A 22,406-nucleotide genomic window follows, 5' to 3' on the forward strand; every position below is an offset into this window, starting at 1 on the left:
GGTTTGTTCGCCAATTGCTCATAAATCCATTTGACAATCAACACCTTCCCGCAAAAATTACCTGGCTCCTGATGAAAAAAGTCCTGTTTTTTGTATTTTTGTATGCTATTGCGTTGAGTATTCCCGCTCAGGCCCAGAAGTTTGGGTACATTGATTCGGAATACATCTTCAGTAAAATGCCTGAATATCAAAAAGCGCTCAGCGAAATCGATAAGTTTGCTGATAAATGGTCAAAGGATATTCAGGACAAGTACATCGACATTGAAAAGCTGCAAAAGGCGTATCAAGCCGAAGAAATTCTGCTGACTGAAGATATGAAGCGTGATCGCCAGCGTATCATCAGCGACAAAGAGCGCGAGGCTCGTGAGTATAACAATAAAGTCTTTGGTTATCAGGGGCTTCTGTATGAAAAGAAGAAGGAGTTGATGAAGGCTCCAATGGAGTTGATAAACCGGGCTGTTGAAAAAATATGCCTGCAAAAAAAATTAGATTTTATGTTCGACAAAGCCTCTGATTTTGTTATGCTTTATACGAACCCCCGACACGATTACTCCGATTATGTGATGGAAGAACTGGGGCTGGATACTAAACCAATAGCTACCCCAACTAATCCAACCAACAAAACAACCATAGTAAAACCGAAGTAAGCTAAAACAACTAAAAATTCGAAATGAAGAAAAACCTCGTCATGGCGTTTGCTGCTGCTCTACTGATGGGCGGTTTAAACGCACAGGCACAAGCCCCAACGACAACGCCCACTACGACCTCCGCAGCGGGTCCGCTGAAGTTAGGCTATACGAACATCGATTACGTTCTGTCGCAAACTCCCGAAGCAAAAGATATTCAAAACCAACTGACCATTCAGCGTACGCAAACAGAAAACGAACTGAAGCGCATGCAGAAAGAGTTGGAAGACAAATACAGCGCCTATGAAAAAGGCGCTGCGCAAATGTCGGATGTGATTCGGAAAGACCGCGAAACGGAATTACAAAGCCTACAGGCCCGTATCCAGGAGTTCGGTCAGACCTCGCAGCAGTCGTTGCAGAGCAAGTACCAGCAATTGGTGAATCCGGTTGTTCAGAAAATTCAAAAAGCTATTGATGCTGTTGCCAAAGAAAGCGGCTTCCAGTATGTATTTAACCTGGACGCTGGCGCCAACACCATTCCCATTCTGTTGGTAGCTCCCGAAGAGAACAACATCACCGAACTAGTTCTGAAAAAATTAGGAATCGATCCAGCTAAAGCGGCTGCAGCCGCTAAACCTGCTGCGACGGGGGGTAGCACGGCTCCGGCACCCAAGCCTGCTACACCAGCAGCTGGTACCGCTCCTAAGAAAAACTAAATTTTCTTTACCCAGAAAAGCGCTTTATCAACCAGATAAAGCGCTTTTTTTATGGGCTATTATTAACCAATGAGTAAAACTCAGAATGTCTATTAGTAAAATACTACTAACAGACTGCAGTACACGGGCAATAAAATCCTTCAAAAAAGTCAATTATTTCAAGGTAAAACCAAGTTATACATAAGAAAAATCTTAAAACTGACGATTATCAGTCATTAGACGAAATCTTGGTCGTATTTTTGCGTTTTTTAAGACAGACTACCCTCGAACGTCCTTATGACCCGAACTGTCGGTTTAGTATCATGGCTGTTAGCAATTGTATCTTTCGGTAGCAGCTATGCACAAGAGTCGAAACCATTACAACTCGTTTTCCCAACTCAGAACAACTGGAATATTGTTTCGGAAGGAACGCCTGTCCGGTTTGATCTCAGAGCTATTGGCTCTACAACGGATACATTATTATTTGCATTCGGTAGTGATCCGGTAGAAGGTATGCACCTGGATTCGCTGGGCCATTTTTCCTGGACACCCGGCTTCGAACTGGCCGACCGGATTCAAACCACCAAAACCTACCCGGTAACCTTTGAGGTACGAAATAGTCACGGCCAAACGGCTTCGCACACGGTCGATTTCAAAGTTCAGCATGTCAATCGGCCACCAGTCATTGGAGAATTGCGCCCATTCTACGTCAGCTACCGAACGCAGAATACCTATAAAATGGATTCACAGATGGTGCATGACGATGATGGCGACCCGATCGTGTTCATTCCCATTACGGATCAGATGCCCGAAGGCAGTAAGCTCTCGTCGCAGGGTGAACTAACCTGGACTCTATCGTTGAATCAGTTCAATCGGTTAAAGCAAAGCCCGCAGTATATTGAGTTCTGGGTAGAAGACCAGCCCTCAAAAGTCCGCACCAAAGGTCGGCTCAAAGTAGAAGTGACGCAGATGGACCTGCCCCCCGACATTGCCGTTATTCCCAAAGAATCGCACTACAAACTTCGGGAGAATGCCACCGTCAACCTGAAGTTTTATCTATCTGATTTAAATGGAGAAGACGACGTTTCGACCTTTGGCTTTCTGTCCGATAATCAGAATATCCCTAAATCTGCACTGGTCAAAAATACCAATAACCAGTATGAGTTTATCTGGCAACCCGGTTATGAATTCGTTAAAGATCCCTACGATTCACTGAATGTTCAGATCACGTTTTACGTACTGGATAAAGCCCAGAACCGGGAAGAAAAACGCATCACGTTTACCATTCTGAATACAGTAAACGAAGCCGAGAAAGATCGCTATTACTATGCCCAATATAGGCAGGCGCTGGTGCAAGCCTGGGGCCTGGTGGAACAATTGAGTGAAAAGGAAGAACAACTCAAACGCGATTATCGGAAAGCTAAAGGGGGGAAACGCAATCGATCGGTAGCCAATGCATCATTGGGTGCTGTAACAGGTGTATCGCCCGCCATTACGGCTAACGACCCCAATTCACAAAAGATTATTTCAGCCATTGGTGGTACGGCTGTTCTCACGATGGGTACCCTCGAAGCCACCGAAGTAATCGGGAAATCGATGAAAGATCTGCTCGACCGCTACAACTATGTGCTAGGCAAAAAAAGTGAATTACAGAATAAAGGGGACGTCTTTGCACGGGAGTTTGCCCTGAAATCATCCCGTCGTAATAACGAATTCATCAAAAAGCTGGATGACTTCCGCAACTCAATGAGTTTAAGTGGCCTGGTAGCACTTGAGTTAGATGCGAACTGGCAAAGCAAAAAAGACTCCTCTGACAAAGCCATCAAGAGGACTTTCAAAGACTTCACCCCTCTCGAAGAAACCCAGTAATCATTTGTCGTCTCCAGCTCGACTGATGCCTTAGCGAGCTGGAGACGACAAACAGAAAATTGTAAACTATTAAGCAATTTCCACCGTAAAGGCAGCCTCAAACACATCGCCTTCGGCAACCTGCTGAATAGCTTCTTTCTGTTGGATGGGTTTGAGCGCACCTTCGCTATCGGCACAGCCTAACCAGGGTTCGATACAGACGAATGATGCACCCGGCTTAGCCCAAAGTCCTAAATACGGAAAATCGGGAAAACTGACGGTCACCGAATGATTGTGCCGATCACTCCGAATGGCAACCCGGCGAGAAGTCAGATTTTTGAAAACCAACGCATCCTGATCGAATAAATGCCTGGTCAACGGCAATTGATTGCCTTCAGTAGGTATGAGCTTGGTCTCACCTGTAAAGTACCCCGCAGCCGAAAGCATATGCGTTTCCAGCGGTTCTTCCTTCTCAAACTCAATAAAATAATCTTCGTATTCCTCGTTCACATAAAACGGAACATTGAACGCCGGGTGTGCCCCCACCGAAAAGAAAACCGTTTTAGTGTCTTCATTTACAATCCGATACGTCACCGTTAGCCGAGGCCCTTCAATTTCATAAATTATCTGAAATTCAAAGACGTACGGATAATGGACACGGGTACTACTGCTTGATCGTAACTGAAACACCGCATGAGTAGTCGATGATTCGATGGTTTCAAAAACAGACTGCCGGGTAAAGCCATGGCGCTCAATTGGGTACGTTTTACCGTCAACCAGCAACTGGTTGTTCAGGCAACCACCTACCACGGGAAACAGATTGGGCGCATGCCAGTTCCAGACCATCGGATCGGCCTGCCAAAGGTGTTCAATACCACTTGGCTTATGCAAAATGGATGTCAGTTCGGCCCCTTTCGGGCGAATTGAAACGCGAATGGATTCGTTTTCTAGGGTTGTCATGGGGCCAAAAATAACAAAAGCCACCCAATAGTGGGCGGCTTTTGTCAGATTCAACAGCCTTCGGGAACTGAGTCTGTTGAGTTGGTTTAGAACCGGAAGTGCGAGAACGCCTTGTTGGCTTCAGCCATGCGGTGCGTATCGTCCTTCTTTTTAACAGCAGCACCTTCGCCTTTTGCAGCTGCGATGATTTCGGCTGCTAACCGATCTACCATGGTTTTTTCACCCCGCGAACGAGCGTACCGGATAAGCCATTTCATGCCTACCGCGACCTTCCGGTCTGCCCGTACTTCGGTTGGCACCTGAAAGGTAGCTCCACCGACGCGACGGCTTTTTACTTCGACTGATGGCATTACGTTGTTCAATGCCTTTCTCCACGTATCGAGCCCATTTTCATTCGTGCGCTTAGCCACTACATCGAGGGCATCGTAGAAAATTCCGTACGCCAGGCTCTTCTTGCCTTCGTACATCAGATTGTTAACAAATTTGGTTACGAGGACCTCCTTATATTTTGGATCAGGTAACACGTAACGCTTGGGCGGTTTCGCCTTTCTCATGTGTTCTTCAGATTTTTGGTCTTACTCTGCCGTGTTTTTCAACGGGCAGTCAATTTTTTAATATATGGTGTAGGACGTATGATATATGTTCTTACCATTATATCATATATCATACATCATACTTACTTCTTCTTACCTTTTGCTGGAGGAGCGCCTTTGCCACCTTTCGCTGGAGCCTGACCTGGTTTTGGCCGTTTGGCACCGTATTTCGAACGGCTTTGCAGACGACCGTTTACACCAGCCGTATCGAGGGCACCCCGAACGATGTGGTAACGAACACCTGGCAGGTCTTTTACCCGGCCACCCCGGATCAGCACGATTGAGTGCTCCTGCAGGTTGTGGCCTTCACCTGGGATGTAAGCGTTCACTTCCCGGCCGTTTGTTAAACGAACCCGGGCAACTTTACGAAGAGCCGAGTTTGGCTTCTTCGGCGTCGTCGTGTACACACGTGTGCACACACCCCGACGTTGCGGGCAGGCATCTAAAGCTGGCGATTTCGACTTGTCGATCAGCTTTTCACGCCCTTTACGCACTAATTGTTGTATAGTAGGCATTATTGATTTTGGTTACGAAAAACAGTCTTCCCGAATTTTGAGGTGCAAAGATACGGAAAAACTATTGATTGACAAATGTTTTCGACTTACAGTTCACAATGTATAATAAGACTGACGAGCCATCAATTCTGCTCGATCCAGTGTACATTGAAAGCGGAAAACCGTTATGCCTGGCCTACAGGGCCACCAAAACCACCGGAAGGAAACCGAAACGAGTCGGTAGGCTGATTGATGCCGCCATAGGCCTCTTCGTACCGACTAATGTTTTCACGCAACGCATCCAATAATCGTTTGGCGTGCTCGGGGGTCAGGATGATGCGGGCTTTGACTTTTGCTTTGGGTACACCCGGCATCAGGCGAATAAAATCAAGAATAAACTCACTGTTCGAATGCGCAATCATTGCCAGATTGGCATAGACGCCTTCGGCAATTTCTTCACTCAATTCAACGTCTATTGCACCTTCTGAATTTGGGTTTTGCTGCTGTGTAGCCATGCTATTTATCGGTGGCAAATACGAATCACTAACTTAATTAGCAACCATAATTGCTGTCTGTTTTGCTGTTTATATAAATGTTGAACGCTTTCATCAGAAGGCTCTACTCTCTACAATTGGCAGGTTCCTGATATAGTTTTGTGGCAAATGTACAGCATCTACCAGTTTTTTAGGGGCAATAATAAGTAAAACGAATTAGACTAACTGAATAATAATAACCGAACGTAGTGTGGATTCGACAGTGAAAAAGAACAACATCTGAGTGATATACGTCGCTTTCAGGACGTCCGTCGCGCACAAAAAAGGGGAACCTTCCGATTCCCCTTTTCATGGTTAAGCCATTTCCAATATACAGTCGTCCTGTTCAACAACCGCGCCTTCTTTAAGTTTGATCGTTGCAATTGTTCCTTCTTTCGAAGCTGCTACAATACTTTCCATCTTCATGGCTTCAATGACAAACAGAGGTTGGTTTTTCTTCACCACATCACCCGGTTTAACCAGAATCCTTGTCAGGCGACCCTGTAACGGAGCCCCTACATCACCTGCGTTAGCGACTTTAGCGTGTTGCTGTTTTTCGACTTTCGAGGCTTTATCCCGTACCTTCACCTGACGGCTCTGTCCGTTCAGTTCGAAGGTGATCGTCCGCATACCAAATTCATCGGGTTCCGATTTGAAAAGTAGTCGAACCAGAATGTTTTTACCTTCTTCAATATTGATCAGGATCTCTTCATTCTCCTTCAGGCCATAGAAGAAAGCGGGCGTTGGAATGATGCTAACGTTGCCGTATTGCTCGTTGGCCTTGTAGTATTCATCATAAACCTTCGGATACATCTGGTACGACAGATAATCTACGAAGCCATCATTGAGCGGGTACTTCGCCTGAAAGGCTTTGAAATCAGCATCGAAGTCGATGGGTTTCAGGTGGCTGTTCGGGCGGTCGGTGATGGGCGTTTCACCTTTGAGCACTACCCGTTGAATATCTTCCGGGAAACCACCTACCGGTTGCCCCAGAATCCCTTTCATTAATTCTTTTACCGACTCGGGGAACGACAGCGATTCTCCCCGATCAATCACATCCTTAGCTGTCAGGTTATTAGCCGTCATAAAAATGGCCATGTCACCCACTACTTTCGACGATGGGGTCACTTTCACAATATCGCCGAAGAGCTGGTTGGCTACCGAATAGTTTTTCTTCAGCGTTTCGAACTTATCGCCCAGACCAGTCGCAATGGCCTGCGGTTTCAGGTTCGAATACTGGCCACCCGGAATTTCGTTCTCGTACACTTCGGCGCTGCTCGCTTTCATGCCCGACTCGAATGGGTAGTAGTACTCCCGAACATCTTCCCAATAGTTGGAGTAATCGTTCAGCGACGACAGGTCCATGGGGCATTCACGCTCGTGGCCCTGCATCATAGCCACCACCGAGTTGAAGTTGGGCTGCGACGTTAATCCCGATAAAGCACCCAATGCACAGTCAACAATATCGACTCCCGAATCGATGGCTTTCAAATATGTAGCCGCCTGAATACCCGCTGTATCGTGCGTATGCAGATGAATCGGGATGCTTACAGCTTTTTTCAGTTCACGAACCAACACTTCAGCCGATAAGGGTTTTAGCAAACCAGCCATGTCTTTGATAGCCAGCAAATGTGCTCCCTCATCTTCAAGCTGACGAGCCATGTCGAGGTAATACTGAAGCGTGTATTTGTGTTGATTCGGAGACAGCACATCACCAGTGTAGCAAATGGCCGCTTCACACAACGCATCGGTCCGTTCACGAACGGCGCGGATACTCACTTTCATGGCTTCGACCCAGTTCAACGAATCGAAAATGCGGAATACATCGATGCCGGTTTCCCACGACTTCTCGACAAACTTTTCGATCAGATTATCCGGGTAGGCCGAGTAACCAACGGCGTTGGAGCCACGGAACAGCATTTGCAGGAGCATGTTCGGCATGGCTTCGCGCAGGGCCGCCAGCCGTTTCCAGGGGCTTTCGTACAGAAAACGCATCGCCACATCGAAGGTAGCGCCCCCCCATACTTCCATGGAAAACAGTTCGGGATGTTTTTTGGCAAATCCTTCGGCTGCCTTCAGTAAGTCCTGCGTCCGCACCCGGGTTGCCAGTAGTGACTGGTGACCATCGCGGAAGGTGGTATCGGTATATAAGACACATTTCTGATCCCGTACCCATTCACTAAACTTCTCACGGCCCAACTCTTTCAGCCGATCACGGTTCCCTTTCGGGTATGGGCTATACGTATCGAACGTTGGGACTATCGGCGTTCGGAAAATCTTGCTGTCATCTTTCTTTTTAACTTCCGGATTGCCGTTCACAATTACTTCGGCCAGGTAGTTCAATACACGCGACGAACGGTCCTGTGGCTTACGGAAGTTGAACAGTTCAGGGTGCGTCTCGATAAACGATACCCGTGCTTCGCCCCGCTGGAAAATCGGGTTACGGATTACGTTTTCAAGAAAGCCGATATTCGTTTTAACGCCCCGAATTCGGAACTCGACCAATGCCCGCATCAGACGCTGACAGGCCCCTTTGAGCGTCCGTCCCCGCGCCGAGACTTTTACGATCATCGAGTCGAAGTAGGGCGAGATTTTCATGCCCGCGTAGCTGCTTCCCTCATCGAGCCGGATACCGAAACCAGCCGCATTCCGATAGGCCGTAATCGTGCCAAAGTCAGGCTTAAAACCGTTGGCGGGGTCTTCAGTCGTAATTCGGCACTGAATAGCGTATCCGTTCAGCGGAATTTCATCCTGATGATTGATGTAGATGCCATTGTCGGAAAGCCGATAGCCCATCGCAATCAGAATCTGTGTTCTGACGATGTCGATACCAGTTACCTCTTCCGTAATCGTATGCTCGACCTGAATACGGGGGTTAACCTCAATGAAGTAAATATTCTCATTTTTGTCGACCAGAAATTCAACCGTACCGGCATTGGAGTACTCAACGGCCCGGCCTAATTGCAGGGCATATTCATAGAGCTTATTTTTCGTTTCCTGCCTTAGCCCAAACGACGGAGCCACCTCGACCACTTTCTGAAACCGCCGTTGTACCGAACAATCGCGTTCATAGAGGTGAACAATGTTTCCGTGCTGATCGCCCAGCAACTGTACCTCGATATGCTTGGGGTCTTCAATGAACTTTTCGAGGAAGATCGTGTCGTCACCAAAGGCATTACGAGCTTCGTTTTTCGCTTCGGTAAAGGCTTTAGGAAAATCCTCAGCGTTTCGAACGACGCGCATACCGCGCCCACCGCCACCGGCAGCCGCTTTCACCATTACCGGAAAGCCAATGCGTTCGGCTTCGGTAAGCGCAAACTCCGGCGACATGTTTTCTTCCCGCGAATCAGGGATTAGCGGAACACCAGCTGTCGTTGCCAGATTTTTCGCCCGAACCTTATCGCCAAGGGCATCCATAGCCTCTGGCGAAGGCCCAACGAATATAATTCCTTCCTCCCGACAGCGTCGGGCCAGCTTTACATTTTCCGACAGGAATCCATATCCGGGGTGAATGGCATCGACTTTGTGCCGTTTGGCCAGCAGAATAATTCCTTCAACATCCAGATACGGTTTAAGCGGATCTTCATCGCGGCCGATCTGATAAGCCTCATCGGCTTTATAGCGGTGTAGCGAATAACGGTCTTCATACGTGTAAACGGCAACCGTTGTAATGCCGAGTTCGGTAGCAGCCCGCATGATGCGGATAGCAATTTCGCCCCGGTTGGCGACAAGCAGACGTTTAATCGGTCGGATGTATTCTTTCATGGAATCTTAATGAAAGCGGCTTTTGGCTATAAGCCTGTCAAAAAACATGGCAAGATGGTTGAAAATTTCGAAAAAGCCCTCCTGTCCCGTACAATCTTTGGAGAAGCCATAACTTTCTAAGAATATTACAGAACCCATGAATACCATCATTTTTGATGCAGATGGTCAATAGAACAAAACAGGCTCCTGGGTCAACATGGGCTTTTTGTTCTATTGAGATAGGAATCAGCCGATTACTAGCTGGATCACAAAAAATTCAGATACAACTCAATACCGAAATAACGCGGACGGCTCCAGGCTATCTGGTTACCCCAGTCGTACTCCCAACCGTGCTGAATAAACGTTTTGTTAGTCAGGTTCTTGCCCCAAAGCGCAATGCTCCATTTTCCATTACGGGGTGCCAGCGATAATCGCCCGTTGACAATCGTAGCCGCCTGACGGGCGATAATAGTAGCATTCGAAATGTCATTGAACGCTTTGCCTGTGTAGTTAATGTTCATTCCCAGAAATACCCGCAGCTGATCGGTGATGGGCAGGGTATATTCTGGGGCAACGGAGACGGTAAAGTCTGGCGCTTTCAGCAGGTGATTACCGGCGTAGTTCACCGCATTACCGTTTTCATCTGTTCCGAACGGGAAATCGATGTACCGGAAATGCAGATACCCAGTCGATATATCGAACCGGAAGTTTTTCAGCATCCCCGAAAACTCTGTTTCCACACCCCAACCCTGCGTTTTCGGCGCGTTGGCTACCCGAACACGCGTACCCTGATCGAGCAATTCCTGCTTGTTGATGTAATCGGTATAAAACAAAGCCGCGTTAAAACGAGTACGGTCGCTGAACTTCGATTTAAAGCCTAGCTCGTAGTTATTGACAAATTCGGGTTTGAAGACAAGCCCCGTTCCGCCTGGATCCGTCGTGACCGATGTATTAAAACCAGCCCCTTTAAACCCCCGAACAAACTTGGCGTACCCCATCATAAAGGGTGTAAACCGATAATCAAGCCCCAAATCATACGAGAGTACGTTATTATCGGCGTTTCGCTCGACGGGAGTAGAAGAACTGCCAACATTGACAGCATATAAACCAATTAAATCAAAGGGCTGGCCATTTTCATACTGATTATGAACCTGTTGCCAGTATGATAACCGACGTCGTTCTGATGTATACCGCAGACCAATGTTCAGTCGCAGTGATTTGGATAGTTCGTAGCTTCCCGAAGCAAAAGCGGCCAGGCTACGCGAATGAATTGTACTGTTGGTTGTATAGCCTTCGTTTGTAAACAAATCACCATTCGGAACGGGTGTACCTAGAATAGCCTCCGCAACGGGCACAAAGTCTTTCTGAAGCGAAAACGTATCAAGGGCACTGATCTGTTCATTCAGAAAATACAGGCCGCCGATATAAGAAAATCGCTCATCGCGGGGCGAATGAATCCGCACTTCCTGACTAACGTTTTGTAGTTTTTGGGTGCGCCCCCAAAGCGATACATTGGCCGCCGATACATCGTTGTCACCAAAGTACGTATCCGCCGATTTATTGAATGCAGTGATAGAGGTGATTGTATTGCGGCCAACCTTAAACTCTCCTTTTGCCACAGTTCCGTATTGCTGACGCTCAAAGGTATTCGGAACACTTTGTTGAGTTGTCATGCCTTCATCCGCCGAAATACCAACGGGATTATAGTCGGGTTTGCTGGCATAGACGAACGTATTTTCGGCGTCGCCATCTTTTCCATAATACCCTCTCAGCGTGATGGTTGTATTTGGGTTAGGTGTATAGAGTAATGAACCCCGTAATCCGTAAAAGTTGGTTTTGTTAACATTCTGAATAGCCGGCACTTGATCCAAAATATACCCATCGCGACGGGTGTAGGCCCCGGTCAGTCGAAGAGCCAGTTTATTTTTGATAAGTTCCCGATTAATTTTTGCCCGCGCCTGAAAGAAATTGTAATTACCGTAGGTCAACTCTACCTGCCCATTGTTGGCAAATTCGGGCTTCTCCGATACAATATGAATCACTCCGCCGACGGTATTTTTCCCGAACAGCGTTCCTTGTGGCCCGCGTAGTACCTCGACCCGCTCAATATCCATCAGGGTGGAGTTGAAGGCAAAGCTCCGCGAGAAATAGGCATCATCAATGTACAACGCTACCGTCGATTCAAAGCCTACGTTATCAAAAACAGTCGATAGCCCCCGAATCGAAAATGACACCTGCGAACTAAGCCAGGAATCGGTAATCAGATTGGGAACATTGTTGAGTGTTTCCAGCGTGTTGTACATACTCCGCCGTTCGATGTCGCGCTGCGAAACCACCGAAGCGGCAACGGGCACTTTCTGCAAATATTCCTCTACTCGATTGGCGCTTACAACAGCGTCGCGCAGTTGCATATCGTTACTCACCAATCGAAAATTGACGGTAGCCTGACGACCTTCGTTCGGAATCACGACCTGTGTAAAATCCTGGAAGCCAATAAACCGCCCAACCAGCTCAACCGGGCGGCTAATGTTAATCTGGAAATAGCCAAATTCATTGGTAATGGTGCCTCGGGTAGTTCCCTTGACAAAGATGGAAGCTCCAACCAGGGGCTCTCCGTTCGAAGCTCGTACCACCCGGCCCGATACAACTGTTGACGTTTGTGCATAAACGCAGTAGGTAGCCAGAAAGCACCAGCTCATTATTATAAAACAGACAATGGCCCTACAACGGCCAGTTTGGCGTAGTAAATAATTTCTCATGAGTTAGGAAAAAGAAGGGACAAGGATGTAGATGATGTAGGATACATCATATATTGCATACCCTACATCATATATTATTTTTCAGACGTGCCGCTTAGTTTGCCTTCGAGCATACGGAGTGTCTTTTCACGGTACAGGTTGATTTTTTCCCGGTCGTGTTGCTCATCGAAAGGCTTGTTGCTGTAGCGTGTCTTTTGCAGCAGTTTAGTTTCGCCAAAAACCAACGCTTTCTGCGGGTCGTAGAGATGGGGCTTAATACGGATTTTGAGTTCCAGAATGGTATCCAGCGTTTTATCGAACACCCACCAGGCTTCGGCCTGATCGCCGAAATTGCGGGTTATCTGAATTTCGTCATCAATCAGATCATCGTCGTACTGAAAGCCTGATTCAGGGGCCGACAGATTGCGGATGAACTGTTTACGGACATCATCCGCCGAAAAATTGTAAATCCGAATAATGCGATTGTCAGTCAGGACTTTCCGATCGTACTCTAGCTGAGTGATCCGGTTACGAGCAGTCGCTAGTTCGGTTGTTCGCTGGGAGAGATCGTTCTGTAACTGATTATTTTGCGCGGTCAGTTGGCTCATTTTCGCCCGTAAACCGTCAATCGTTGCCTGTTGTTGAGCAATACTGTCGTTGCGCCGTTGAATTGTCTGCTGCAGACTCAAGATTTGTGTCTGCAATCGTTGATTGTCGAGAGTTGATTGTTGCAGCCGTGTTTTCAGGAGGGTATTTTGCTGGGTAAGCCCCGCTATTTTTTTCTCAAGGAGTTTATCTGGAGGTAGCTTCGTCGTTACGGCAGGGCTCTGAGCATTTACAAACAGGCTAATTAGGATAAAGCAAAAAGAGGAAAGTAAACGTTTATAAATCATAGAATTACACATTTATGGGTGGGTAAAGATATCAAATCTTATTAGCTAATATTCACTTTAACATATAAAAAATAAGCAATCAGTCCGAGGGTATTGTTTATATAAGAGGTGTCATTCTAAAGCACTGAAAACTTTTCATCGACTCGTAAGTATAGCTCCACATAAAACCGTTGTTGACGCGATTCATCCTGTAGCTAGTAGCTTTCGTTGAACTGATAACCCGGTACGATTAATTTTCTCGCACGTTTGGGCACCGTGGCATAATCCGTAACTTGCCAAGCTCGTTCCGTAATCATTTTTGCCGTTTCGGATAGAGTCAGCAGCGGAAACAGAACGACAAAACTGAACCCACCACTTCGTATTATGCTTGAGCGGTTACTGAATTACATTATTCATTTTAAGCCCCATCAGCGGTTCCTGGCTGGATTATCGGCTGCTGTGCTGGCTAGTTTTATCGTACCCGATACATTTAATTTTCCTGCCCGCTGTACGGTTGCCTGGGTAGCCTACGCTCTGACACACCTGCTGATCATGTGGATAATCATCCTAAACGTACACCCGCGTGAACTGCCTAAAATCTCGCGCAGCGAAGACTCTAACCGGACCTTTTTTCTAATCCTGGTAATTGTAGCGGCCATAGCCAGTTTAGTTGCCATCGTAGCCCTTCTAAACTCGGCCGATGAAAATCTGCCAGCCAGCCTTAAACCGTATTATATGTCGCTGGTTCTGGTAGCAGTTGCCAGTTCGTGGTGCCTGGTGCATACCGTGTTTGTATTTCGATATGCCCATCTGTATTACGGCAATGGCCTGGAGAAAGGCAAACGACCGAAAGGCCTGGAGTTTCCCAATGAATCAGAACCTGATTACCTGGATTTTGCGTACTTCTCGTTTGTGATTGGTATGACCAGTCAGGTGTCCGACGTGGCGATCAGTTCTAAAATCATGCGTCGCACGGCCCTGGCGCATGGTGTACTGTCGTTTGGCTTCAACGCCATTATCATTGCCCTGACTATCAGCGGTATTTCTAAATAACCGTTGGGCTTTTAGTTGATCGGATAGATAACTAACTGCGCCATTTTCCCCAGTAGAACCCTAGCAGAACGAGTGTCAGGGTGACGGCCAGTTGAAGGCCCATCAAGGAGTTGATCATGATCACCATAAAGGGATCTTCCTGTGTGGTAGACTGACCTGTATTGAGCATGCCTGTCCACAATTTCGTTATTGCGATAGACATTCTGGAAAACAGGATCAGCAGCAGCATCCCAAGAATAAGGATAATCAGATTTGGAAGCGTCCTGTTAAATCGTGTCCGGCCTTCTTTTATCAGGAAAAGCAGAAAAGAGACAATCAGAAAAAGCGGGAAGACGACCCAGACTGATGAAAGAACAAAGTAGGTATCATACAATTGGATATCGACACTGCCCCCTATCAAATTCCAGCCGAAAATGGCCAGGCAAATCAGAAAGCTGATGGCGAATGAGAGCGTCAACCAGAGTAGCTCAATCAATATAAGCCTGAACATAGTTTGCACTTGAACGATCCCTAACATACGACAGATACCGTCTGCCAGAGTTCTTTAGTCCCCGTTCGACCGACGGTTGGCCGACTGTCGTTTTGCTTTTTCGGCCTGTTCCTTTTCATAGGCCTCCCGTTGCCGCTTATCGGAAATCAGGTTGCGGTAGAGACCATTGAGTACGTAGATGTCATCGACCTCGTCGATGAGTCGATGGAGTTGTTCGCGAACCTGGTTGATATTCATATAATCTGCTGAGTAAGACAAGTAACATTAGCAACAAAAACGGCCTGCAAAAATAGTATGTAAAGACGGTTTTTCCAGTTAAACGTCCACCCTTCCCAGCCAGCTATTGGGATAACTATGTAGCGATTGGCCAGCCTGTCTGGTTGTTACCGGAAATCTAAATTTCAACCGCACACGTATATAGTTCAAACCAAGTGATGGAATAGCGGTTATACCTGCTGAGATCGTATCAATTTCAACAATATGAAAAAACAACAGCTTAAACCAGGCTTGTCGATGTTGCCTGGCCAGTTAGAACCGGTATGGGTAGGGCGCCGTTTATTTTTACGCTATGCTGGTGCCTTAACGGCTGGCGGAATGCTTTTGGCAGCCTGTGGAGATGAAGAAAACCCAACTACAGTTACAGCGCCTGTCGATCTGGGTTCGGGCGATACAGGAATTTTAAATTATGCCTACGCACTTGAGCAGTTGGAAGCCGCTTTTTATACGCAGGTCGTTGCTTCACCTTTTAGTGGCATGACTGATGCTGAAAAAACCTTACTGACCGACATCCGCGATCACGAGATTGTACACCGCGAATTTTTCAAAGCAGCGTTGGGGGCTAATGCGATAGGGGCTTTAACACCCAACTTCACATCGGTCAATTTCTCGGATCGAGCCAGTGTTCTGGGAACCGCCAAAGCGTTTGAAGATTTAGGCGTATCGGCCTACAACGGAGCCGGAACCCTGATTACGAACCCTGATTATATAACGATTGCTGGAAAGATTGTATCGGTCGAAGCCCGCCATGCTGCGGCTATCCGGGACTTGCTCAATCCAAAATCAGCCGATTTTGCGGGCGATGATGTCGTAGATCCTACTATGGGGCTGGATGCAGCCAATGCACCAACGGTTGTTCTGCCTATAGCGCAGAAGTACGTTAAAACGCAAATCACCGCTAACAATCTTCCCAAGTAAATCGGACTCAATACTATGAACTTCTTAAAATTAATCGCTGACATCGAACAGGCTGATCCCGAATTCGGCGACCGCTATAGCTTCCATTCGCGCAGAAACTTACTCAAATTCAGTTCAAAGCTGATTGCTGCGGGTATTCCAGCTATCGTAGCAGGTACCCTTAATAAAGCACTAGCTCAATCGACGACACCCTCACAGACCGCTATCGACATAGCCAATTACGCGCTGACACTGGAATATCTGGAAGACGAGTTTTACCGGATGGGCCTGGCAGCACAGGGGCTGGTTCCAACAGAAGATCAACGGGTAATCTCCCAGATAAGCAAACATGAGACAGCTCACGTTAATCTGCTGAAAGCGGCTTTGGGTACATTGGCTATAGCCAAACCCACATTCAAATACCCAACCGGGACGTTTACGAGCTATCCAACCTTTCTGGCAACCGCCCGGGCGCTGGAAGATACGGGCGTACAGGCCTATAAAGGTCAGGCAGCCGCCCTGGTCAACGACAAGGCCATTCTGAAAGTAGCCTTACAGATTCACTCGGTCGAAGCCCGCCATGCCGCCGAAATCCGGCGAATTCTGGGGCTTAAAAGCTGGGTATCCGACACAACCCAAACGACATTTACACAAGGCGGTGTTAATCTGAAAACGCTTCCGAACGTATCCGGCATTTCGGACGATAACCTTCGGGGAGCGTTTGACGAACCGCTAACGAAAGCACAGGTACTGGCTATTGCAGCGCCATTTCTTGGCTAAACGACATAGGGAGGCCGGGAAACCGGCAATGGGTGACGGAAGGCATCGGGGAGTTTCTCCGGTGCCTTTTTGATTGAATCCGTCAAAACCGGGCACGTCAGCTGTGCGGTAAAGCCTCAGACGGGTTTTACATCCTCCTGAATCCAACGTTTCTGGCAAAAAACGAATCCCTAGTGTACGGGAAAAGGCATCGTCCCGTGCAATAGCGTATGAGAACTCTTCCTGCCTGGCTGGCCGTGCTTATCACCCTGGGGTGCCACCCAAAAGAACCCGTTTTATCCATCAATCCTGCTCAGTTGATTGGCAATTGGACTAGTCGGTCAATTTCTGGCAGTGAAAAACCGTACACACGATGGACTTTTGAATCAGATTACGTGTACTTTGTCGATGATACATTGAAAAAGTGTCAGTCCGTTTCCAATTTATCTTATTATAGATACCGGCTAGAAGAAGACAATTTAGTGATGCGGTATGAAGGCATAACGAACGGCTTAGTCCCTATACCTGACATTCGTCGCCGAATTATAGCCATCACAGCCAATGAATTCGTGTTGGATTCCCCTTATCAGGTACTCGAGAAATGCCCTTGATGCATACTAGTTCGCCTGGCTGATTTGGTGCAATTAATTACCACACTTTAAAATTTCTCACATTTACTCCCTTCTAAACCAATACGATATGCTCCATTACATCATCTGGAATGTTGATCCCGAAATCTTCCGCATTGGCTCCTGGCCGGTGCGATGGTACGGTTTGTTATTCGCCACTGGGTTTCTGTTGGGTATGCAGCTTATGACCCACATCTTCAGAACTGAACAAAAGCCCTTAGCCGACACGGATTCACTTCTGATGACAATGGTACTGGGCACCGTGCTGGGCGCTCGGATCGGTCATTTTCTATTTTACGAGCCAGCTATGTTTATTAATGACCCACTAGGCATTATTACCCCTCCTTATGGTGGCTTAGCTAGTCATGGAGCCATTATCGGTATCCTCCTGGGCTTATGGATCTACTCCCGTCGAGCAGCCAGTCAGGCAACCGGGCAAAGTTTTCTCTGGGTCATCGACCGTATTAGCATTGTAGCCGCGCTGGGTGGGGCCTTTATTCGGTTCGGCAATCTCATGAATTCCGAAATTTTCGGTAAGCCAACTACGGTCCCCTGGGCTTTTGTTTTTGTAAGAGATCATGAGTTTAGTCAGGTACCTCGTCATCCCACTCAACTCTACGAATCGTTATCCTGTCTGATTTTAGCCATTGGGCTTTACTGGTTTTGGCGAACATATCGCAACCAGGCCGTACCGGGCACTATGGCAGGTATCTTTTTGATTTGGGTATTTAGCCTGCGCTTCGTCTGGGAATTTTTCAAAGAAAATCAGGTCGCTTTTGAAGACAGCATGAGCTTTAATATGGGGCAACTCTTAAGTATACCCGCCATTTTACTCGGCTTGATTCTTCTTTTACGAAACTTTATCCGACCTGCTTCCCTCATTCCGGTTGCCCTGGTTATTCAATCGTCAAGTCTTTGTTACCAATGCGATTATCAGTCGGCCTTGCCAGCCTCCAGCAAACCCAACTCGGAACGCTGTAAAAACACCCTTTCTGACAAGGCCCTTCCCGGAAGCCGACCTGTTCAGGAGTACATAGCGAGAGCCCCAAAGCAGCTTTCTACAGTAAGTTCATTTACATAACCTTAGTTACTGCTATCCTTACCACTTCTTCATTCCTTTTACCGAAATTCGCTGGTCTAAGCGATAGTACATGAAATTTGTCCGTATTTTTTTAAAAGTCCTGCTCGGTCTGGTTGTTGTCATCCTGCTGTTTCTGGCCGTTAGTCTGGCCCCCGTCGATGAAACGCCTTACCGGCAAATGCCTTACTATACCCAAACCAAACAACGGCTGGAAGCCCTTCCCACTCCTCCTCCAGCCAAAGGACTACTGCGCGCTGGCTGGGCGAAAGCAAGCATCACCCCCCCCTACTCCACACCCACAGGTGGCTACGGTGCTCGCAGGGGGAAACACTGGCACATTATCAGCGACTCCATTTTTGCACGAGCCATTGTACTCGACAATGGCACTACCAAAGTAGCGCTCGTTGGGCTGGATTTGCTCATCACCCCACCAACGGTTACCGAAGCGCTAAAAAAACGATTACCCGAAGTGGGGCTTCGCTGGGAGAACGTGTACACAGGGGCGATTCACTCGCACAATAGCATGGGCGGCTGGGCACCAGGTCTGGTCGGTCAGTTGATTGCCGGTGGCTATGACGAGAAAATCGTAACCCGCATTACGGAGGGTGTGCTACACGCCATTCGCGCTGCTCAAGCGAGCATGGCACCTGTACAAATCGGCTACGGCGAAGCTGACGCTACAGACCATATCTATAACCGCATCGGCTGGTCGGGACCAACCAAACCGCTTGATGGAAAAATTCACCTGCTAAGGCTAAAGAAAAATTCAGGCGAATCGGCGCTTCTTTGTTCCTTTTCGGGCCATGCTACCTTGTTTGAAGACAGTATGTGGAACTACCTCAGCCGCGACTATCCGGGTTCCCTCGTGGATCGGTTAGAGAAGAAATCGGCTGATTTTGCGGTCTTTCTGGCGGGCGCCGTTGGCAGCACAGGCCCTGAAGCCAAAGGCAAGACCGATTTTCAGGAAATACGAAACTATGCCGGTGATTTGGCCGCGCGGATCGAACGAACCTTGCCAACGATCCAGCTTAAACCAGACAGCACTCTGGCCATGCTGACTTTACCTTTGAGCCTGCGAGAGCCACACCCGCGCGTAATTGGCAACTGGCGTGTACGTCCCTGGTTATTCTACGCGATCTACGGCGACTACCCGTCCGACCTGAAAGCGTTGCGCATTGGCCACACCGTTCTGCTCGGCACGCCCTGCGATTACTCTGGCGAATTCGTTGCCGACTTTAAACCACTAGCTCAGCACAAAGGCGTTAACCTGATGATTACCAGCTTCGACGGGGGGTATATTGGCTATGTCACACCCGATGCGTACTACAACCGCCCCACCTACGAAACCCGTGACATGAATTGGTTCGGTCCGTACAATGGCGCCTATTTCGAGGAAATGATGATGGGATTACTAAAAAAAATCTAATTGCATAACCATCATAACAACGATACCAAAACCAAATTATGCCAATTCGCTTACTAGTAATCACTGCGTTCGTCATCAGCATAGCTGCGTTCGTCCACCATACCGACGAATCAGCGGTTATTCGGATCAACCTGATGGGGTATCGACCGAACAGCCCTAAAATAGCCGTTTGGGGGAACCTCAGTAAGCAAACAATCAGCACGTTTCAGCTTTTCAATGAACAAACACAGCAGCCTGTTAAAGAATGGCCGTCGGGCAAAGCGTTTGGTGCATACGGGCCTTTCCAACAAACGTATCGGCTCGATTTTTCGGATTTTCAGAAACCCGGTCGGTATTATCTTCAGGCCGACGACGGCACGCGCTCACCCAGCTTTCGGATCGATGAGGATGTGTATAAAGGGGCGGCTGATTTCTGCCTGCGCTACATGCGCCAGCAACGCAGTGGTTTCAATCCGTTTCTGAAAGACTCCTGTCACACTCATGACGGCTATACCCTATACGGCCCCATGCCCGACAGTACCCACATTGATGTAGTGGGTGGCTGGCACGATGCATCCGATTACCTGCAATACGTAACTACCTCAGCCAACGCCACGTATCACCTGCTGGCGGCTGTCCGGGATTTTCCGAATGCCTTTACGGATGCCTATCAGGCCAATGGACTGACGGGTTCCAACGGGCTCCCCGATGCACTGGACGAAGCTCATTGGGGGCTGGACTGGTTACTGAAAATGCATCCAACCGAGAACTGGCTCTTTAATCAACTTGGCGACGACCGCGACCACGCGGGCATGCGGATTCCGAAAGAAGATAATTTTTACGGTAAAGGGCTGGAACGACCAGTCTATTTTGCGACGGGCCAACCGCAGGGTATGTTTAAATACAAAAACCGGGCTACGGGTGTTGCCTCTACAGCGGGTAAAGTGAGCAGTGCATTATCTCTTGGCTATCAACTTCTTCGCAACCGCCAGCCCGACTATGCCCAAAAGCTCCGGCAACGGTCGCAGTCGGCTTATCAGCTCGGCTTACAAAAGCCCGGTAACTGCCAGACAGCCCCTGGCCGCGCTCCTTATTTTTACGAAGAAGATAATTACGTAGATGATATGGAACTGGCAGCCGTTGAGCAGCTTAACCTTCTCAAAGCGGCAGACCAGCAAGCAAAACAACTTCAGAAAACAGCTTTGGATTTTGCCCGGCACGAACCTGTTACACCCTGGATTCTGAACGACACAGCCCGGCATTATCAATGGTATCCGTTTGTGAATGTAGGGCATGCCGAACTGGCGAAAAAGCTTCCTGCCAATCAGCGCAAAACGGTCACTGACTTTTATAAAAAAGGAATCGAAACCGTCTGGAATCGAGCCCGGCAGAATGCATTTTACCGGGGTGTACAGTTTACCTGGTGCAGCAACAATTACACGGCCTCGTTTGCTACCCAATGTTTCTGGTATCGACAACTCACCGGCGATAACCAGTTTGCGGCCCTTGAACAGGCCAATTTCGACTGGTTATTCGGCTGCAACCCCTGGGGCACCAGCTTTGTGTATGGCCTGCCTGCTAACGCCGATACGCCAAGTGATCCTCATTCGGCATTTACCCACCTCAAACAGTATCCGATTGATGGCGGATTGGTCGACGGTCCGGTGAAGGGAAGTATCTACAAAAATCTGATCGGCATTACGCTCTATCAGCCCGATGAGTACGCGGCTTTTCAAAGCGATGTAGCGGTTTATCATGACGATTATGGCGACTACAGTACCAACGAACCAACCATGGACGGTACAGCCTCGCTTATTTACCTACTGGCCGCCAAACAGGCCGAGCGACTAACCCCGCCTGTCAAAGGGACGAAGCCGAAACAAGAGACTCGACCTGCTCTCAAACGCCTTCAGCCAACGAAATCTGACCCAAAATCGACTTATTTTAAAGGGGCCCGAATTCGGGGCGATACAACCGCCCGACGGCTGGCGCTGGTTTTTACTGGCGATGAATTTGCCGATGGGAGTTCCCTAATTGCCCGAACGTTGCAAGCCCATGACGTTCGGGCTTCGTTTTTTTTGACCGGGCGCTTTCTGCGCAATCCGGCTTTTAGGCCAGCCATCGACCAGCTGGCTCGCGAAGGACATTACCTAGGCCCGCATTCCGATCAGCATCTGCTCTACTGCGACTGGCGCAAACGGGATAGTTTATTGGTCAGCCATGAACAGTTTATTGCTGACCTTCGGGCCAATTACGCTGCACTAGCTCGTTTTCGACAGACACCCGTTACAAAACGAATTTTCCTACCGCCTTACGAATGGTATAACGATAGCATTGCTGCCTGGACAACGGCCGAAGGTATCCACTTCATTAACTATACGCCCGGTACGCTCAGCCACGCTGACTACACAACGCCCGACGATCGAAACTACCGCAGTAGCGATACGATTTTACAGTCCATCCGTACTTACGAAACCAGCCACATAAGCGGCCTGAATGGCTTTATCCTGTTGATGCACATCGGCACTGCTCCTAGCCGAACCGATAAACTATATACGCACCTGGATACGCTGCTGACCGAATTTCAACAGAAAGGCTACCAGTTTGTTCGTATCGATGCATTGTGACTCAGACCGAAACTTTACGCATGAAAGTGAGTTGATATAGCAGCCGTCAACTGCCTGACGATGCTTTACTCAACAACTGACTTTTC

The 22,406-nt window shown here is 48.1% G+C and carries 19 protein-coding genes; 10 read left to right on the forward strand and 9 right to left on the reverse strand.

Features of this window, described 5'->3' with window-relative positions; genetic code table 11:
* Positions 1–71 precede the first annotated feature (71 nt).
* From B5M13_RS26115 to B5M13_RS26125, 3 genes are all read left to right on the forward strand, one after another.
* A complete protein-coding gene (locus B5M13_RS26115) occupies positions 72–647 on the forward strand; it encodes an OmpH family outer membrane protein (protein WP_080058468.1) in 576 nt (191 codons plus the stop codon).
* Between the two features lie 23 nt (positions 648–670).
* On the forward strand, positions 671–1,342 hold the full coding sequence (locus B5M13_RS26120; RefSeq protein ID WP_080058469.1) for an OmpH family outer membrane protein: 672 nt from the start codon (positions 671–673) through the stop codon (positions 1,340–1,342).
* Positions 1,343–1,618: 276 nt separating this feature from the next.
* Positions 1,619–3,190 (forward strand): hypothetical protein, encoded by a 1,572-nt coding sequence (locus tag B5M13_RS26125; protein WP_080058470.1) that lies wholly within the window; start codon positions 1,619–1,621, stop codon positions 3,188–3,190.
* Positions 3,191–3,259: 69 nt separating this feature from the next.
* On the opposite strand, the gene B5M13_RS26130 is transcribed toward B5M13_RS26125, so the two are convergent.
* The 7 genes from B5M13_RS26130 to B5M13_RS26160 all read right to left on the reverse strand — a co-directional run bounded on the left by B5M13_RS26130 (position 3,260) and on the right by B5M13_RS26160 (position 13,124).
* Positions 3,260–4,129 (reverse strand): aldose 1-epimerase family protein, encoded by an 870-nt coding sequence (locus B5M13_RS26130; RefSeq protein ID WP_080060087.1) that lies wholly within the window; start codon positions 4,127–4,129, stop codon positions 3,260–3,262.
* A gap of 86 nt (positions 4,130–4,215) precedes the next feature.
* Entirely contained in the window at positions 4,216–4,683 is a 468-nt protein-coding gene (gene rpsG, locus B5M13_RS26135) for a 30S ribosomal protein S7 (protein ID WP_080058471.1), read from the reverse strand.
* A gap of 122 nt (positions 4,684–4,805) precedes the next feature.
* On the reverse strand, positions 4,806–5,237 hold the full coding sequence (gene rpsL / locus B5M13_RS26140; protein ID WP_020594858.1) for a 30S ribosomal protein S12: 432 nt from the start codon (positions 5,235–5,237) through the stop codon (positions 4,806–4,808).
* A gap of 164 nt (positions 5,238–5,401) precedes the next feature.
* Complete coding sequence (locus tag B5M13_RS26145; RefSeq protein WP_080058472.1) at positions 5,402–5,731, reverse strand: DUF3467 domain-containing protein; 330 nt, start codon at positions 5,729–5,731, stop codon at positions 5,402–5,404.
* A gap of 333 nt (positions 5,732–6,064) precedes the next feature.
* Positions 6,065–9,514 carry a pyruvate carboxylase gene (locus tag B5M13_RS26150; RefSeq protein WP_080058473.1) on the reverse strand — a complete coding sequence of 1,150 codons (3,450 nt, stop codon included), beginning with the start codon at positions 9,512–9,514 and terminating at the stop codon, positions 6,065–6,067.
* Between the two features lie 245 nt (positions 9,515–9,759).
* The gene (locus B5M13_RS26155; RefSeq protein ID WP_170061195.1) at positions 9,760–12,192 is read right to left on the reverse strand and encodes a TonB-dependent receptor; all 2,433 of its coding nucleotides are present in this window, start codon (positions 12,190–12,192) and stop codon (positions 9,760–9,762) included.
* A 134-nt stretch (positions 12,193–12,326) separates the two neighbouring features.
* Positions 12,327–13,124 (reverse strand): coiled-coil domain-containing protein, encoded by a 798-nt coding sequence (locus tag B5M13_RS26160; protein WP_080058475.1) that lies wholly within the window; start codon positions 13,122–13,124, stop codon positions 12,327–12,329.
* Positions 13,125–13,487: 363 nt separating this feature from the next.
* On the opposite strand from B5M13_RS26160, the gene B5M13_RS26165 reads away from it, so the two are divergent.
* On the forward strand, positions 13,488–14,156 hold the full coding sequence (locus B5M13_RS26165) for a DUF1345 domain-containing protein (protein ID WP_080058476.1): 669 nt from the start codon (positions 13,488–13,490) through the stop codon (positions 14,154–14,156).
* 31 nt (positions 14,157–14,187) lie between these two features.
* Here the strand turns inward: B5M13_RS26165 and B5M13_RS26170 are convergent, their stop codons facing one another.
* Positions 14,188–14,646: a hypothetical protein gene (locus B5M13_RS26170; protein ID WP_155297331.1), complete on the reverse strand. Its 459-nt coding sequence runs from the start codon at positions 14,644–14,646 to the stop codon at positions 14,188–14,190.
* A gap of 54 nt (positions 14,647–14,700) precedes the next feature.
* Positions 14,701–14,883 carry a hypothetical protein gene (locus B5M13_RS26175; protein WP_080058478.1) on the reverse strand — a complete coding sequence of 61 codons (183 nt, stop codon included), beginning with the start codon at positions 14,881–14,883 and terminating at the stop codon, positions 14,701–14,703.
* Between the two features lie 243 nt (positions 14,884–15,126).
* Between B5M13_RS26175 and B5M13_RS26180 the strand changes: the two genes are divergently transcribed.
* The 6 genes from B5M13_RS26180 to B5M13_RS26200 all read left to right on the forward strand — a co-directional run bounded on the left by B5M13_RS26180 (position 15,127) and on the right by B5M13_RS26200 (position 22,320).
* Entirely contained in the window at positions 15,127–15,840 is a 714-nt protein-coding gene (locus B5M13_RS26180; RefSeq protein WP_179950461.1) for a ferritin-like domain-containing protein, read from the forward strand.
* Between the two features lie 15 nt (positions 15,841–15,855).
* Entirely contained in the window at positions 15,856–16,599 is a 744-nt protein-coding gene (locus B5M13_RS26185) for a ferritin-like domain-containing protein (protein ID WP_080058479.1), read from the forward strand.
* A 209-nt stretch (positions 16,600–16,808) separates the two neighbouring features.
* Positions 16,809–17,189 carry a hypothetical protein gene (locus tag B5M13_RS33600; protein WP_155297332.1) on the forward strand — a complete coding sequence of 127 codons (381 nt, stop codon included), beginning with the start codon at positions 16,809–16,811 and terminating at the stop codon, positions 17,187–17,189.
* Positions 17,190–17,277: 88 nt separating this feature from the next.
* The gene (gene lgt / locus B5M13_RS26190; protein WP_080058480.1) at positions 17,278–18,288 is read left to right on the forward strand and encodes a prolipoprotein diacylglyceryl transferase; all 1,011 of its coding nucleotides are present in this window, start codon (positions 17,278–17,280) and stop codon (positions 18,286–18,288) included.
* Positions 18,289–18,358: 70 nt separating this feature from the next.
* A complete protein-coding gene (locus B5M13_RS26195; protein WP_080058481.1) occupies positions 18,359–19,714 on the forward strand; it encodes a neutral/alkaline non-lysosomal ceramidase N-terminal domain-containing protein in 1,356 nt (451 codons plus the stop codon).
* Between the two features lie 38 nt (positions 19,715–19,752).
* Positions 19,753–22,320, forward strand: coding sequence for a glycoside hydrolase family 9 protein (locus B5M13_RS26200; RefSeq protein WP_080058482.1), 2,568 nt, complete (start codon positions 19,753–19,755; stop codon positions 22,318–22,320).
* Positions 22,321–22,406 lie beyond the last annotated feature (86 nt).

This window comes from Spirosoma aerolatum (assembly GCF_002056795.1).
Lineage (GTDB): Bacteria > Bacteroidota > Bacteroidia > Cytophagales > Spirosomataceae > Spirosoma > Spirosoma aerolatum.

Bases quoted from the DNA above. Each gene is read 5' to 3' on its own strand.
- B5M13_RS26115 (WP_080058468.1), top strand. From the start codon at position 72: ATGAAAAAAGTCCTGTTTTTTGTATTTTTGTATGCTATTGCGTTGAGT.
- B5M13_RS26120 (WP_080058469.1), top strand. From the start codon at position 671: ATGAAGAAAAACCTCGTCATGGCGTTTGCTGCTGCTCTACTGATGGGC.
- B5M13_RS26125 (WP_080058470.1), top strand. From the start codon at position 1,619: ATGACCCGAACTGTCGGTTTAGTATCATGGCTGTTAGCAATTGTATCT.
- B5M13_RS26130 (WP_080060087.1), bottom strand. From the start codon at position 4,129: ATGACAACCCTAGAAAACGAATCCATTCGCGTTTCAATTCGCCCGAAA.
- rpsG (WP_080058471.1), bottom strand. From the start codon at position 4,683: ATGAGAAAGGCGAAACCGCCCAAGCGTTACGTGTTACCTGATCCAAAA.
- rpsL (WP_020594858.1), bottom strand. From the start codon at position 5,237: ATGCCTACTATACAACAATTAGTGCGTAAAGGGCGTGAAAAGCTGATC.
- B5M13_RS26145 (WP_080058472.1), bottom strand. From the start codon at position 5,731: ATGGCTACACAGCAGCAAAACCCAAATTCAGAAGGTGCAATAGACGTT.
- B5M13_RS26150 (WP_080058473.1), bottom strand. From the start codon at position 9,514: ATGAAAGAATACATCCGACCGATTAAACGTCTGCTTGTCGCCAACCGG.
- B5M13_RS26155 (WP_170061195.1), bottom strand. From the start codon at position 12,192: ATGAGCTGGTGCTTTCTGGCTACCTACTGCGTTTATGCACAAACGTCA.
- B5M13_RS26160 (WP_080058475.1), bottom strand. From the start codon at position 13,124: ATGATTTATAAACGTTTACTTTCCTCTTTTTGCTTTATCCTAATTAGC.
- B5M13_RS26165 (WP_080058476.1), top strand. From the start codon at position 13,488: ATGCTTGAGCGGTTACTGAATTACATTATTCATTTTAAGCCCCATCAG.
- B5M13_RS26170 (WP_155297331.1), bottom strand. From the start codon at position 14,646: ATGTTCAGGCTTATATTGATTGAGCTACTCTGGTTGACGCTCTCATTC.
- B5M13_RS26175 (WP_080058478.1), bottom strand. From the start codon at position 14,883: ATGAATATCAACCAGGTTCGCGAACAACTCCATCGACTCATCGACGAG.
- B5M13_RS26180 (WP_179950461.1), top strand. From the start codon at position 15,127: ATGAAAAAACAACAGCTTAAACCAGGCTTGTCGATGTTGCCTGGCCAG.
- B5M13_RS26185 (WP_080058479.1), top strand. From the start codon at position 15,856: ATGAACTTCTTAAAATTAATCGCTGACATCGAACAGGCTGATCCCGAA.
- B5M13_RS33600 (WP_155297332.1), top strand. From the start codon at position 16,809: ATGAGAACTCTTCCTGCCTGGCTGGCCGTGCTTATCACCCTGGGGTGC.
- lgt (WP_080058480.1), top strand. From the start codon at position 17,278: ATGCTCCATTACATCATCTGGAATGTTGATCCCGAAATCTTCCGCATT.
- B5M13_RS26195 (WP_080058481.1), top strand. From the start codon at position 18,359: ATGAAATTTGTCCGTATTTTTTTAAAAGTCCTGCTCGGTCTGGTTGTT.
- B5M13_RS26200 (WP_080058482.1), top strand. From the start codon at position 19,753: ATGCCAATTCGCTTACTAGTAATCACTGCGTTCGTCATCAGCATAGCT.